The following is a 13,513-nucleotide window of genomic DNA, read 5'->3' on the forward strand; positions in this document are numbered from 1 at the left end:
TACGCTCCGGTTCCGAACCGGACGAAGCAAACATATGTCTTTATACTGGGAGGAATGAGACATGAAACTTTTCAAGAAACTTGTACTGGGTACAGCGCTGGCCGTGGCCTTCATGGCCACCCACGCGCAGGCCGCCGACATGAAGATCGCGCTTGTCGCAAAGTCGCTCGGCAACGGCTTCTTTGAAGCTGCCAACAAGGGCGCGCAGGAAGCCGCCAAGGAACTGGCCGAGGGAGGGGATAGTGTAGAGGTCATCTATACCGGCCCGACCACGACGACGGCGGAAGGCCAGATCGAGGTCATCAATTCCCTGATCGCGCAGGGCGTTGACGCAATCGCCATTTCTGCCAACGACCCGGATGCGGTCGTCCCTGCCCTGAAGAAAGCCGCGCAGCGCGGCATCAAGGTCATTTCGTGGGATTCGGGCGTCGCACCTGAAGGCCGCATCGTTCACCTCAATCCGTCCTCGAACGAACTGATCGGCAAGATGTGCCTCAAGCTTGCCGCCGATCACCTGCCGGATGGCAAGGGCGATTTCGCGATCCTTTCCGCCACCACCACCTCGACCAACCAGAATATCTGGATCGGCGAGATGAAGAAGCAGCTGAAAGACTTCCCCGGCCTCAATCTGGTGACGACTGTTTACGGTGACGACCTGGCCGACAAGAGCTATCGTGAAGCACAGGGCCTCCTGAAGTCGAACCCGAACGTCAAGGTCATCGTGGCGCCGACCACCGTTGGCGTCCTCGCCGCCTCGCAGGCCGTGAAGGATGCGGGCAAGATCGGCGAAGTCTATGTGACGGGCCTTGGCCTTCCCTCCGAAATGGCCGGTGCCATCAAGTCGGGCGCGACCAAGGAATTCGCGATCTGGAACCCGATCGACCTCGGCTATTCGGCAACCCAGATTGCCTATCACCTCGTCAAGGGCGATGCCGATGGCAAGCCGGGCTCTGAAATCGAAGCCGGACGCATGGGCAAGATCAAGATCGGCGATAACGGCGAAGCTGCGATGAGCGATCCGTTCGTCTATGACGCGTCGAATATCGACGAGTTCTCCAAGGTCTTCTGATCGGAAAAGCGCATCCCGAAAAGTGGAAACCGGTTTTCGGGATGCGCGCACGAAAGATGCATTGGGTGTCGCACCCAATGCCGCCTGTCGCTTTCCAAACCCGATTTCAGGTATCTGCGATGAATGCAGCCTTTCTATCCAACGGCCAATCCGGCGGCCAATCCGGCGGAGAGCCGGCACTTGCCGCCACGGACCAGCCCATTCTGGAAATGCGCGGCATAGCCAAGACCTTTCCGGGTGTGCGAGCGCTTGATGACGTGAACATCGCGCTTTATCCTGGCAAGGTGACGGCGCTGATCGGCGAGAACGGCGCGGGAAAATCCACGCTCGTGAAAATCCTGACCGGTATCTACCAGCCCGACGAAGGCGAAATCCTTATCGACGGCAAGCCGGTGCATTTCGCGACGGCGCAGGATGCGACCGATCACGGCGTTACGGCCATTCATCAGGAAACCGTGCTTTTCGACGAATTGTCGGTGGGCGAAAACATCTATCTCGGCCATGCGCCGCGCACGAGGTTGGGCTTTGTCAACTGGAAGGCCGTTTATGCGCGCTCACAGGCGCTGCTGTCGTCGCTGGAAACGACCGTCGATGCGCGTATCAAGCTGAAGGAACTGTCCATCGCGCAACGCCATCTGGTCGCCATTGCCCGCGCCTTGTCGGTGGATTCACGCATCGTCATCATGGATGAGCCCACCGCTGCGCTGTCGCGCAAGGAAGTGGACGATCTGTTCCGCATCGTGGCGCGGCTGAAGGCGCAGGGCAAGGCCATCCTGTTCATCAGCCACAAGTTCGATGAAGTTTATGAAATCGCCGATAATTATGCCGTTTTCCGCGACGGTCACGCCGTGGGACACGGCGCGCTGGCCGATACGCGGCAGAATGATATCGTGCGCATGATGGTCGGGCGCTCCGTCGAGCAGGCTTTTCCCAAGCAGGTTGTCGCCATCGGCAAGCCCGTGCTGAAGGTTGAAAACTATTCGCATCCGACCGAATTTCGCGACATTTCATTTGAGCTGCGCAAGGGTGAAATTCTCGGCGTTTATGGACTTGTCGGTGCTGGGCGTTCGGAGTTCGCGCAGTCGCTCTTCGGCATCACCAGGCCTTCGAGCGGCCGTGTCGTGCTGGAAGACCGCGAGATCAGCATCCGCCGCCCCGGCGATGCGGTGGCGCATGGGATCGTCTATGTGCCGGAAGAGCGCGGACGCCACGGCGCCGTGCTGCAATTGCCGATCTTCCAGAATGTGTCGCTGCCCTCGCTTGCCCGCACGTCACGCAACGGCTTTCTGCGCATGGCGGAAGAACTGGCGCTGGCGCGCAAATATGCCGAGCGTTTCGACCTGCGCGCCGCCGCACTTTCGGTCCCTGTCGGAACCCTATCCGGCGGCAACCAGCAGAAGGTCGTCATCGGCAAGTGGCTTGCCACCAGCCCGAAGGTCATCATTCTCGACGAGCCGACCAAGGGCATCGACATCGGCTCCAAGGCCGCGGTCCACGCCTTCATCAGCGAACTGGCGGCAGAAGGCTTGAGCATCATCATGATCTCGTCGGAACTGCCGGAAATCATCGGCATGTCGGACCGGGTGATGGTGATGCGCGAAGGGCTGATGGAAGGCATGTTCGAGCGCGCCAGTCTCGACGCGGAAGTGCTGGTGCGCGCCGCCACCGGAAACACGGAGTAGACGATGAAACAGTTGCTCAAGCAGCGCGAACTCCTGCTCCTCGTTATCATCGCGCTTATGGTGGGGCTGTTCGCAAGCCGCGCGCCGGGCTTCGCCAGCGCCGGAAATCTGGCGAATATTTTCAACGATACGTCGATCCTGATCATCATCGCGCTCGGGCAGATGGCGGTGATCCTGACAAAATCCATCGATCTGTCGGTCGCCGCCAATCTCGCCTTTACCGGCATGGCGGTCGCGATGCTGAACGCGACCTATCCCGGCCTGCCGCTGGTGCTTCTCATCGTGCTGGCCGTTGGCATCGGTGCGGTTCTGGGTGCGATCAACGGCATTCTCGTCTGGAAGCTCAACATTCCGGCCATTGTCGTCACACTGGGTACGCTTACCATCTATCGCGGGATGGCCTTCGTGCTCTCCGGCGGCGCGTGGGTCAATGCGCACCAGATGACGGCGCCGTTTCTCAACACGCCACGCACGGTGGTTTTCGGCCTGCCGCTGCTTGGCTGGACGGCGATCCTGATCGTCGCGCTGATCTATGTGCTGTTGACGCGGACCTTCTTCGGGCGCGCGCTTTATGCCTCGGGCGGCAACCCGACCGCCGCCGTCTATACCGGCATCGATGTGGGGCGCACGCGCTTCTTCGCCTTTGTGCTGTCGGGCGCGCTTGCCGGGCTTTGCGGCTATCTCTGGGTGTCGCGCTATGCCGTCGCCTATGTGGATGTTGCAGCCGGGTTCGAACTCGACAGCGTCGCGGCCTGCGTCATCGGCGGCATCTCGACGCTTGGCGGGATCGGTACGGTTGCCGGTGCGGTGCTGGGCGCGCTTTTCCTCGGCGTCATCAAGAACGCCCTGCCGGTCATCGACATATCGCCCTTCTGGCAGATGGCGATCTCCGGTTCCGTCATCATTCTGGCCGTGATCTTCAATGCGCGGCAGGAAAAGCGGCGCGGACGCATCATCCTGCGCGACAAGGCCGCAAAGACTTATGAGGAGGCTGCGGCATGAATAACGAACAGCGCCGTCACATTCCCGACCGGCTCGGAACGCCTTTCTCGCGCATCTTCGCAAGCTGGGAAATGCTTCTGCTTGGCGTGGCGATTGCGATCTTCATCGCCAATTCCTTCGCCTCGCCTTATTTCCTCAATGCCTGGAACCTGTCGGACGCCACGTTCAACTTTACCGAAAAGGCATTGATCGCCTTCGCGATGACGCTTCTGATCATTTCCGGTGAGATCGACCTTTCGGTCGCCGCCATCATCGCGCTTGCCTCCACGGCCATGGGCGCGGCGGCGCAGGCTGGCGTCGGCACTCCCGGCCTCGTCCTGATCGGCATCGGCACGGGTCTTGTCTGCGGCGCGATCAATGGCGGGCTGGTTGCAGGGCTGAAACTGCCCTCTATCGTGGTCACCATCGGCACGATGAGCCTGTTTCGCGGCATTTCCTATATCGTGCTCGGCGATCAGGCCTTTGGCGGCTATCCGGAAAGTTTTGCCTATTTCGGACAGGGCTATGTGTTCTGGGTGATCTCGTTCGAATTCGCGCTGTTTGTGCTCTTTGCCCTGCTGTTTGGCGTGCTCCTGCACCGGACCAGTTTCGGGCGCCGCATCTATGCCATCGGCAACAATGAATTTGCGTCGCGCTTTTCCGGCATTCCGGTCGAGAAAACCAAGTTTGTGCTTTTCCTCATGACCGGGGTGATGAGCGGCATTGCTGCGGTCTGCCTTACCTCGCGCCTCGGCTCCACGCGCCCGTCCATCGCGCAGGGCTGGGAACTGGAAATCGTCACCATGGTGGTGCTTGGCGGCGTGTCGATCCTCGGCGGCTCGGGCACGATCGTCGGCGTGGTGATCGCCGCTTTCGTGATGGGCCTCGTGACCTTCGGCCTTGGTCTTCTCAATGTGCCGGGCATCGTCATGTCGATCTTCATCGGCCTGCTTCTGATCGTCACCATTTCACTGCCCATCCTTGTCAGGCAGCTCAGGGCGAGGCGCGCTGCATGACCAGTGAACGCTATGCATTTCGCATGAAGCTGAACCCCGGCATGGAAGCGGAATATCGCCGCCGCCATGACGCGATATGGCCGGAACTGGTGGAACTCTTGCACAAGGCTGGCGTGTCGGACTATGCCATCTATTTCGATGAGGAGAGCAGTGCCCTCTTCGGCGTGCTGACGCGCAGTGCCAATCACGGCATGGCCGCCCTGCCCGATCATCCGGTGATGAAAAAGTGGTGGGCGCATATGGCCGACATCATGGCGACCAATCCGGACAATTCGCCGGTTTCGGTGGACCTCAAGCCTGTCTTTCATATGCCATGAAGCGCCCATGAAACACATTGCCATTCTGGATATAGGCAAGACAAACGCCAAGGTCGTTGTGCTGGATGCGGCGAGCGGCGAAGAGATTGCGGCCAGCCGCATGCCCAATATTGTGCTGCGCGATGGTCCCTATCCGCATTATGACATTGACGGGCTGTGGCGCTTTTTCTTGAAAAGTCTTGCAGCTTTTGCCCGAGATCCGGGCTTCGACGCCATTTCAATCACGACGCACGGCGCATCAGCCGCCCTTGTCGCGGCGGACGGCACTCTGGCGATGCCTGTCCTCGATTATGAACTCGACTATCCGGCAGAAATCCGTGCCGCCTATGCCGCCATCAAACCCGATTTCAAGGATACGTTTTCCCCGTCGCTTTCGCTCGGCCTCAACCTTGGTGCGCAGCTTCATTTTCTGAAGACCGCGTTTCCAGACGATTTTACGCGGACCCATTTCATATTCACCTATCCCCAATATTGGGCGTGGCGCCTGACCGGCATAGCGGCTACGGAAGTGACGTCGCTCGGGTGCCACACCGATCTATGGCTGCCGAAGGAATCCGCCTTCTCGCACCTCGTTGACCGGCTGGACATCCGCGAGAAATTTCCGCCGCTTCGCTCCGCCTTCGATGCGCTCGGCAACGTGCTTCCTGAAATTGCCGAGAAAATCGGCCTGAGCCGGTCTGTGCCTGTTCATTGCGGCATCCACGATTCCAACGCGTCGCTGCTGGCGCATCTGATGGATCGCGAAGGTCCGTTTTCCGTCGTTTCGACCGGGACATGGGTCGTCAGCTTTGCCGTTGGCGGCAATCTCGACGGGCTGGACCCGGCGCGAGACACTCTGGCCAATGTCGATGCCTATGGAAGAGCGGTGCCTTCTGCGCGTTACATGGGCGGGCGCGAGTTCGACCTCATGACCGAGGGATTGTCCGTGCCTCCGGCCGCCGAATTGCCTGATATTGTGGCGCGGGTGCTGGAGCGGCGGATCATGGCGCAGCCTTCGGCCGTTCTCGGCTGCGGCCCCTACCCGCATTCCAGCCTTCGCTGGATCAACGCGGAGACGACCAGCGATGCGGAGCGCCATGTTGCCGCCTGCATCTATGCCGCGCTGATGACGGAAACTTGTCTTCGGCTGCTGGGTGCCGATGGCCCGGTCATTGTCGAAGGCCCGTTTGCTGGAAACGTGACCTATCTTGAAGCCCTCGCGAACTTTACGGGCCGCGATGTTGAAGCGGTCACGGGATCGACCGGCACCGCGCTTGGCGCCGGATTGCTTGCAGGCGCAACCGTTCCCGAAAAACATGGCAGGATATTCAAGCCACGCAACGACGCCTATGCCGCCTACCGAAGGCAGTGGCTGGCGAATACAGTATAGCTGAATAAGCCGGAAGCCGGATTGGCTTCCGGGCCTGATCGTCAGTCCAGCGCCTTCTGCCGCGTTTCCACATCGATGAAGAAGGCGATGATGCCGGCCAGCGCCAGAAGCCCCGCAAACAGTGCTACTGCCACATAGAAACTCTGGCTGATGACGAGCGCCAGCGCGGACGGTGCAAGCAGGCCGCCAAGGCGAGCCATCGCGCCTGCCGCTCCCATTCCGCTTGCGCGCAATCCGGTCGGGTAAAGCTCCGGCGTGAAGGCATAGAGCGCGCCCCATGTGCCAAGCAGCGCAAAGCTCATGATGAGAATGGACGCACCCACGACTGCGGAACTGTTGGCGACGGTAAAGAGCGCGCAGGCGGCAGCGCTGATGAACAGGAAGGCAATCAGCGTCTTCTTGCGTCCCCACGCCTCGACCCCATAGGCGGCAAGCGCGTAGCCCGGCAATTGCGCCAGTGCAACCACGACAAGGAAGCCATAGCCGCGGACAAAGCCGAAGCCGTCACCGGCGAGCTTTGCCGGTATCCAGGTGAAAATGCCGTAATAGGAAACCGAAACAAGGAACCAGATCGCCAGTGTCGTCAGCGTGCGCTGGCGCAGATTGGGCGAGAGCAGCTTTTCATTGGTGACCATGAGCGGCGCTTCGAGGCGGGCTTTCGGCGGCAGTTCTGGCTTGCCGTTGCGGCGAAGCACGCGGTTCATGACCGATTTCGCTTCTTCCGGGCGTTCCGACTTGAGAAGATGCATCGGGGATTCCGGCACCCAGAGGCGCAGCCAGATGCCGATAAGAGCCGGGGCTGCGGTGACGATGAAGATATAGCGCCACGCATCCTCGACGCCCGCGAGACTTGTCGCCCAGGCCGCAAACGCAATGATAACCGTGCCGACCGCCCAGAAACCTTCCAGCATCACGAGCCAGCGGCCACGGTTCCTCGCGGGCAGGAATTCCGCCATCATCGCATAGTCGACCGGCAAGGTTCCACCCACTGCCACACCCGTCATGAAGCGCAGGGCAAGCAGAATGCCGAAATTTGGCGCGAACGCCGAAAGCAACCCGAACACGGCATCGCAGGCGACGGTGACCAGAAGCACGCGACGACGACCGTATTTGTCCGCCAGCCTGCCGAATACGGCAGCACCGATCAGCATGCCGAGGAAAAACAGCGTGCCGGTCTGCAATGCCTGCGGGATGGTGAGCCCGAATGTCCGCGCGATGGATGCGCCGGTAAAGCCGACGGCCAGCACCTGCATGGCGTCGGCGGCCCAGACCAGACCAAACACGCCCAGAAGACCGCGTTGAAATGCGCCCGTACCCGCCTGATCGAGCGTCTGTTCAATGGTAACTTTCATGCCGCGATGTGTCCCCTGCTACCGGCTGAAGATATGTTGCCTTTTACAGCGCTGACGGCGGGGTGCTGTCAATCGCCCTTTTCGGATATTGCCCGATCTTTTGCCTGCAAATATTCCCAGAAGCTTTCTGCATGGGCCGGAAGTGCTGCATCATGACGATAGATGCGGATTTCGACAGTGACGTCCCAGTAGGGATCGGCAGAAGCCGGTACGAGCTCGCCTCGCCGCAATTCGTCGTAGATGAGGCTCTCCGGCAGCCAGGCGGTGCCCCAGTCGGCAACCGCCATGGCCTTGAGACCGATCGACATGGTGTTCTCGTGGACTACCTGGCGCTCGAACGCGTTGCCAGATGCAAATTTCTGCGACAATACGGCCCCGAAGAAGGAAAAGTCGCCATAGCTCAGATATGGCAGCGGTTCTCCGCTGGCAATGGCGTGGTCGAGCGTCGGCCCTGCGGGCGAAGGGCGCGAGACCGGCAACAGCCGTTCCGTGCCAAGCACGATATAGGGAAATTGCGTGCGGTCGATGAGGATCGGCACCGAGCTGTGCGCATAGGTCAGGAAGAAATGTACCTCCCCTTCCGTCAGCGTCGCTATGTTGTCCTCGAAGCCGCCGCGATCCGGACTGAGCAGCGAGCGTATGCCGCCAATGTCGTTCTCGATCTGCTTCAGCCAGTGCGGAAAGAAGGTGACCGTCAGCGTATGCAGCGCTGAAAATGTGAGGACGGGGTTTTGAACCTCGCGGCTCGGTTGCAGCGCCTTGCGCGTGTTGTAGAACTGGCGAACGGTCTCCTGCGCGACAGGCAGGAAGGTTCGTCCCTCCCGGGTAAGTTCGGCCGGAAACGTCGCCCGGTTGACCAGTGTAACGCCCAGCCAGAGTTCAAGCTGCTTGATGCGGCGGGAAAACGCGGATTGCGTCACATGACGGGTATCTGCCGCGCGCGAGAAACTCGACGTTGCCGCCAGCGCGATGAAGTCTTCCAGCCATTTCAGTTCCATAGGGCGGGCCTTCTCAAGGGGGAGGTGATGCGTATGATCATAATTAGCGCTTATTTTCTTCTACACTAATTGCAAATGAAAACGTCATCGGCTCACCATGCCGAAACCCGATTTCGCAGATGTTCTCGTGAAAATATATATGTAAATAGATTTGAAAGTTTTTAGGCGATTATTCAATTCAAATGCAGGTGATCTGTCATAGTGGGAATTGAATATAGGTAGTGTAAAAATCGAAATATCAGTCAAATATATAGGTGTTGCGGCAAGTCATGCCGAATGTATATATCACCACGTAATCCGAGAAACGATTTTTCCACCGTGGAAGGATGATAATGCGTTTATATATTTATAGTCTTTGTTTTTTGTCTTCTTTCTCTCTGTTTGTTCCTTTGTCCGCTCATGCGGATGCTAATAACACCCCCGGCGTGAAGAGTGAAAAACTGCTGGAGTCCGAACAATCGTGGGATGGGACGGCTTACAAGTCCTATCCGGAAGGAACCCCTCAGCTCTCTGTTTTGAAAATTACCATTTCACCTTTCAGACGTCTGGCGTGGCATGAACATCCGGCCCCGAATGTTGGCTACGTCTTGGAGGGGGTTCTAACCGTGGAGAAAAAATCCACCGGTGAAAAACGCACCTTGAAGGCGGGAGAGGTGCTGCCGGAAACGGTTGATATTGCTCACCGGGGTTATACCGGCAAGGAGGGAGCCACGATTTTGGTCTTCTACGCTGGCAAGAAAGGGCTGCCCCTCTCCCGCCCCGCGCAATGATTTGAAAGGCTGTTGGCCGCGCCGATGCCTGAAGTATGAGAGGCGATCTTCCGTCTCTCATACTGCCGCTCGCGTTTGTTTCGCCGCCCCTGCACCTTATGCAATTTTAGCATAGTTATTGCAAAACATAGCATTGGCGGCTCCAAAAGTTTTTTCCTACCGTCCGGACCAATCAATCACACAGATGTCCGAGGACGTGTTTTGGCCAGGGTAATTTATTTGAACGGCGCTTTCGTCGCTGAGAATGAAGCGAAAGTGTCGGTGTTCGATCGCGGCTTTCTTTTTGGTGACGGGATTTACGAAGTCAGCGCTGTCATCGATGGCCGTCTTGTCGATAACGAACTTCACCTGGCTCGTCTGGAGCGTTCCGTCAAGGAACTCGGAATACCATTGCCTGCCTCGCTGGATGCGATCCGCGCCGCGCAGATCGAACTCATCGTCCGCAACAAAATGCACGAAGGCGTCGTCTATATGCAGGTGACGCGCGGCGAAGCCGAACGCGATTTCGTCTACACGGATGACATCAAGCCCAATTTCGTCATGTTCACGCAGGCGAAGAACCTCGCCAATGCGCCGTCGGTCCAGAACGGCGTGCGGGTGGACGTTGCGCCGGATACGCGCTGGGCGCGCCGCGATATCAAGACCGTCATGCTTCTGGCGCAGGTGCTGGCGAAGAAGCAGGCCAAGAGCAAGGGTTTCCACGAGGTCTGGCTGGTCGAAGACGGCTTCGTCACCGAAGGCGGATCCTCGACGGCATTCATCATCACCGCTGACAATGTGCTGGTAACGCGGCCCAATTCTCACGCCATCCTGCCCGGCTGCACGCGCCGTGCCGTCATCAAGATCGCGGAAGAACAGAACCTTCGCATCGAGGAGCGCCTGTTCACGGTCGATGAGGCAAAGGCCGCCAAGGAAGCATTCCTCACGAGCGCATCGAGCTTCGTGACGCCTATCATCGGCATTCAGGATCACACGGTCTCTGACGGCAAGCCCGGGCCACTCACCCGCCGTCTGCAGGAGATTTACATGGACATGGCTCGCACGGGAGCGGAGCCGGTATTTCAACCTTAACCTCAAAAAATGAAAGCAAGAGGGGAAAATGACAATAAAAAGACTACTGAAACATACAGCCTATGGTGCACTTTTTGCCAGCGCGGCAGCGCTGGCAGGTGCGGGAACAGCATCGGCGGCCACCGAAGGTTACGGCGACTGCCCGCTGACCGGTGAAAAGGGTTCGGCCAAGATCAATCCGGCGGTCGACGGACAGTTTACCGTCATCATCAACCTGCCTGCCCTTGGCCAGTTCAACGGCGATACGCCCGATACCATCAAGGACGGCTATGAATTCTGCATGGCCGTCAACATTGCGCATCGTCTGGGCTTCGACAAGGTAAAGCTCGTCAACGCCTCGTTCGATTCCATCGTGGCCGGACAGAACAAGGATTACGACATCGCGCTCGCGCTGATCTCGGTCACCGAACCGCGCAAGAAGGTCGTGGATTTCTCGGTTCCTTACATGAGTTCCGCCTACGGTGTCGCCGCGCGCGCCGACAAGCCGGTGACAGAAGCCGACATGAAGACCGGGAAGATCGGAACGCAGGCCGGTACGACGCTGGTTCCGTTCGCACAGGATACGCTGAAGGTCGCAAGCCTCGACGTGTTCGACGATACGGCGTCGATGTTCACCGCCCTTGCCGCAGGCAAGGTCGATGCCGTGATGACCGATCTTTCGATCATTCTCGGACAGGTGCACAATTCCAACGGAAAGCTGGCGGTTGTCGGCAAGTATGAGTCCGGCGGCCAGACCGCAGGCATCTACCCGAAGGGTTCGGAAAACAAGAAAGTCATCGATCAGCTGATCGAGGACATGGAAAAGGACGGCACGCTGAAGAAGCTCGAAGCCGCCTATCTGCTTCCGTCCTGGGGTACGTCGCCTTCCGACGTTCCGCTCTGGAAGCCTTGATCTGACGGCTCCCGGGTCGCAGCCGCAACGCCGGTTGCGGCCCGGACCGACTGTTCCCCATACTGTTTCAGCGAGAATAAATCATGTCTTATCCGGCACCGGATGCAGGCGCGGAACGCGCGCGGCAATGGCGTGTCCGAAACAAGGTTCGCACCCATGGCGGTCGTTCCCTGTTCGCTTTCGTCTTTTCCTTCCTCACCCTTCTGGCTGCGGGCCTGACGGTCTATAGCGTTTCGGCCTATACGATTTCGCAGGGCTGGCCCGAACTGCCCGTCGTCGCGGTCGGCACGGCCTTGCTGCTGGCGCCGCTCGCCGTCCTGTGGTTCGCATGGCGCGCCGTGCAGATTTCGGGCGCTTCCGGAAAGAGCGCGGACATTTACCGGGGCCGCGAACTCGGTGCAAAGACATCCGACCTTTCCTGGCAGGTGATTTCCTATGCGGTGGCGGTCCTCATCATCTGCGCCGGCGCGTGGTTCATGATCGTCAATGACGCAGCCGTCAGCCGGACCTTCTTCGACGTCAGCCTGATCGCCAAATCGGCTGGCACGGTGCTGAAGGCCTTCGGCACGAATATCGTCATTTTCTTCGTCTCGGCTATACTCATCCTCGTCTGGGCGCTCGTCATCGCCATTGCGCGCACCCTGCCGGGCAAGGCTGGCAAGCCGATCCGCGTGCTTGCAACGCTTTACAGCGATCTGTTTCGCGGGCTTCCAGCCATCATCACGATCTATCTCATCGGTTTCGGCCTGCCGCTGACCGGCCTGCCGATCCTGAAAGACCTGTCGTCCAACGCCTATGCCATCATCGCGCTGACGCTGACCTACGGCGCCTATACGTCGGAAGTCTATCGCGCGGGCATTGAAAGCGTGCACCCAAGCCAGATTGCGGCGGCGCGTTCGCTCGGCCTCTCCTATGCGCGCACCATGCGCTATGTGGTTGTGCCGCTTGCCGTGCGCGGCATCATTCCGCCGCTGATGAACAATTGCATCAGCCTGCAGAAAGACACCGCACTGGTCGCTATCATTGGCACCATCGATGCCTTCAACCAGTCGAAGATCATCGCGGCGAACTACTTCAACCTGTCGGCTGTCACCACTGTCGCCATCCTGTTCATCGTCATCACCATTCCGCAGGCCCGCTTTGTCGATCGCCTGATCGAACGTGATCGCAGAAAAATGCGCTCGAGCATGTAAGGGGGACGGACAATGGCACTCGTAGAAATCGACAAGGCATATAAGCGCTATGGCGCGCTGGAAGTTCTGTCCGGGATCAGCCTCAACATTGAGGAACATCAGGTCGTGTGCCTGATCGGGCCTTCCGGCTGCGGCAAGTCCACATTGTTGCGCTGCATCAACCGGCTGGAAACCATCGACGAAGGCGAAATCCGCCTGCACGGCGATCGAGTCACCGGGCCGGGCGTCGACCTCGACATTCTGCGCCGGGAGATCGGCATCGTGTTCCAGGGCTACAATCTGTTTCCGCACATGACGGTAATGGAGAATGTCACGCTGGGGCCGACAAAGGTGTTGGGCATGCCGGTGAAGGAAGCCCAGGAAAAAGGTCTGGCGCTGCTCGCACGCATCGGGCTCGATCACAAGGCGAAGGAATATCCGGACCGCCTGTCCGGCGGCCAGCAACAGCGCGTCGCCATCGTGCGCGCCCTGCTGATGGACCCGACGCTGCTGCTGCTTGATGAAATCACCTCGGCGCTCGATCCCGAACTGGTGTCGGAAGTGCTGGACATTGTGCGTGATCTTGCCAAGAAGGGCATGACCATGGTTCTGGCCACGCATGAAATGGGTTTTGCCCGCGAGGTTGCGGACAAGGTCTGTTTCCTGCAAAACGGCAAGGTCTATGAAGAAGGCCCTCCGTCGCAGATTTTCGGCAATCCGCAAGGGGAGCGCACGCAGGCTTTCCTCAAACGCATCATCGAGGCCGGGCGTCTTTGACGCCCTGCCCCTAGAGCATTTCCTGTTTCCTTGAATCATTGGAAATG

Annotated in this window: 13 protein-coding genes; 11 read left to right on the forward strand and 2 right to left on the reverse strand. The window is 59.1% G+C overall.

What is annotated here, in order from left to right:
- The first annotated feature begins 61 nt into the window (after positions 1-61).
- The 6 genes from rhaS (at position 62) to JNC63_RS00255 (ending at position 6,434) form a co-directional block, all read left to right on the forward strand.
- Entirely contained in the window at positions 62-1,069 is a 1,008-nt protein-coding gene (gene rhaS / locus JNC63_RS00230; protein ID WP_021586049.1) for a rhamnose ABC transporter substrate-binding protein, read from the forward strand.
- A gap of 119 nt (positions 1,070-1,188) precedes the next feature.
- Positions 1,189-2,751, forward strand: coding sequence for a sugar ABC transporter ATP-binding protein (locus tag JNC63_RS00235; protein WP_031346408.1), 1,563 nt, complete (start codon positions 1,189-1,191; stop codon positions 2,749-2,751).
- 3 nt (positions 2,752-2,754) lie between these two features.
- On the forward strand, positions 2,755-3,753 hold the full coding sequence (locus JNC63_RS00240) for an ABC transporter permease (RefSeq protein WP_006468840.1): 999 nt from the start codon (positions 2,755-2,757) through the stop codon (positions 3,751-3,753).
- Positions 3,750-4,748 carry an ABC transporter permease gene (locus JNC63_RS00245; protein WP_006471016.1) on the forward strand — a complete coding sequence of 333 codons (999 nt, stop codon included), beginning with the start codon at positions 3,750-3,752 and terminating at the stop codon, positions 4,746-4,748. The genes JNC63_RS00240 and JNC63_RS00245 overlap by 4 nt, the downstream gene beginning before the upstream one ends.
- The gene (gene rhaM / locus JNC63_RS00250; RefSeq protein ID WP_006468839.1) at positions 4,745-5,065 is read left to right on the forward strand and encodes an L-rhamnose mutarotase; all 321 of its coding nucleotides are present in this window, start codon (positions 4,745-4,747) and stop codon (positions 5,063-5,065) included. Before JNC63_RS00245 ends, rhaM begins: the two co-directional genes overlap by 4 nt.
- Before the next feature lie 7 nt (positions 5,066-5,072).
- Complete coding sequence (locus tag JNC63_RS00255; RefSeq protein ID WP_021586051.1) at positions 5,073-6,434, forward strand: FGGY-family carbohydrate kinase; 1,362 nt, start codon at positions 5,073-5,075, stop codon at positions 6,432-6,434.
- Positions 6,435-6,475: 41 nt separating this feature from the next.
- Here the strand turns inward: JNC63_RS00255 and JNC63_RS00260 are convergent, their stop codons facing one another.
- Together JNC63_RS00260 and JNC63_RS00265 are read right to left on the reverse strand one after the other, a co-directional pair.
- Positions 6,476-7,786: an MFS transporter gene (locus JNC63_RS00260; protein ID WP_021586052.1), complete on the reverse strand. Its 1,311-nt coding sequence runs from the start codon at positions 7,784-7,786 to the stop codon at positions 6,476-6,478.
- Positions 7,787-7,854: 68 nt separating this feature from the next.
- Positions 7,855-8,784, reverse strand: coding sequence for a LysR family transcriptional regulator (locus JNC63_RS00265; protein ID WP_021586053.1), 930 nt, complete (start codon positions 8,782-8,784; stop codon positions 7,855-7,857).
- A 332-nt stretch (positions 8,785-9,116) separates the two neighbouring features.
- Between JNC63_RS00265 and JNC63_RS00270 the strand changes: the two genes are divergently transcribed.
- The 5 genes from JNC63_RS00270 (at position 9,117) to JNC63_RS00290 (ending at position 13,466) form a co-directional block, all read left to right on the forward strand.
- The gene (locus tag JNC63_RS00270) at positions 9,117-9,554 is read left to right on the forward strand and encodes a cupin domain-containing protein (protein ID WP_021586054.1); all 438 of its coding nucleotides are present in this window, start codon (positions 9,117-9,119) and stop codon (positions 9,552-9,554) included.
- A gap of 201 nt (positions 9,555-9,755) precedes the next feature.
- Entirely contained in the window at positions 9,756-10,625 is an 870-nt protein-coding gene (locus tag JNC63_RS00275; RefSeq protein ID WP_006471014.1) for a D-amino-acid transaminase, read from the forward strand.
- 28 nt (positions 10,626-10,653) lie between these two features.
- Positions 10,654-11,517, forward strand: a complete 864-nt coding sequence (locus JNC63_RS00280) for an ABC transporter substrate-binding protein (protein ID WP_021586055.1) — start codon at positions 10,654-10,656, stop codon at positions 11,515-11,517.
- A gap of 83 nt (positions 11,518-11,600) precedes the next feature.
- The gene (locus tag JNC63_RS00285; protein WP_021586056.1) at positions 11,601-12,710 is read left to right on the forward strand and encodes an amino acid ABC transporter permease; all 1,110 of its coding nucleotides are present in this window, start codon (positions 11,601-11,603) and stop codon (positions 12,708-12,710) included.
- A gap of 12 nt (positions 12,711-12,722) precedes the next feature.
- Positions 12,723-13,466, forward strand: a complete 744-nt coding sequence (locus tag JNC63_RS00290) for an amino acid ABC transporter ATP-binding protein (RefSeq protein ID WP_006468831.1) — start codon at positions 12,723-12,725, stop codon at positions 13,464-13,466.
- The last annotated feature ends 47 nt before the right edge of the window (positions 13,467-13,513 follow it).

Origin of the sequence: Brucella ciceri, from assembly GCF_041930145.1 — a bacterium.
Taxonomy (GTDB): Bacteria; Pseudomonadota; Alphaproteobacteria; order Rhizobiales; family Rhizobiaceae; genus Brucella; species Brucella intermedia.

Excerpts from the sequence above, each read along its gene's own strand:
- rhaS (WP_021586049.1), top strand. The coding sequence starts at position 62 with ATGAAACTTTTCAAGAAACTTGTACTGGGTACAGCGCTGGCCGTGGCC.
- JNC63_RS00235 (WP_031346408.1), top strand. The coding sequence starts at position 1,189 with ATGAATGCAGCCTTTCTATCCAACGGCCAATCCGGCGGCCAATCCGGC.
- JNC63_RS00240 (WP_006468840.1), top strand. The coding sequence starts at position 2,755 with ATGAAACAGTTGCTCAAGCAGCGCGAACTCCTGCTCCTCGTTATCATC.
- JNC63_RS00245 (WP_006471016.1), top strand. The coding sequence starts at position 3,750 with ATGAATAACGAACAGCGCCGTCACATTCCCGACCGGCTCGGAACGCCT.
- rhaM (WP_006468839.1), top strand. The coding sequence starts at position 4,745 with ATGACCAGTGAACGCTATGCATTTCGCATGAAGCTGAACCCCGGCATG.
- JNC63_RS00255 (WP_021586051.1), top strand. The coding sequence starts at position 5,073 with ATGAAACACATTGCCATTCTGGATATAGGCAAGACAAACGCCAAGGTC.
- JNC63_RS00260 (WP_021586052.1), bottom strand. The coding sequence starts at position 7,786 with ATGAAAGTTACCATTGAACAGACGCTCGATCAGGCGGGTACGGGCGCA.
- JNC63_RS00265 (WP_021586053.1), bottom strand. The coding sequence starts at position 8,784 with ATGGAACTGAAATGGCTGGAAGACTTCATCGCGCTGGCGGCAACGTCG.
- JNC63_RS00270 (WP_021586054.1), top strand. The coding sequence starts at position 9,117 with ATGCGTTTATATATTTATAGTCTTTGTTTTTTGTCTTCTTTCTCTCTG.
- JNC63_RS00280 (WP_021586055.1), top strand. The coding sequence starts at position 10,654 with ATGACAATAAAAAGACTACTGAAACATACAGCCTATGGTGCACTTTTT.
- JNC63_RS00285 (WP_021586056.1), top strand. The coding sequence starts at position 11,601 with ATGTCTTATCCGGCACCGGATGCAGGCGCGGAACGCGCGCGGCAATGG.
- JNC63_RS00290 (WP_006468831.1), top strand. The coding sequence starts at position 12,723 with ATGGCACTCGTAGAAATCGACAAGGCATATAAGCGCTATGGCGCGCTG.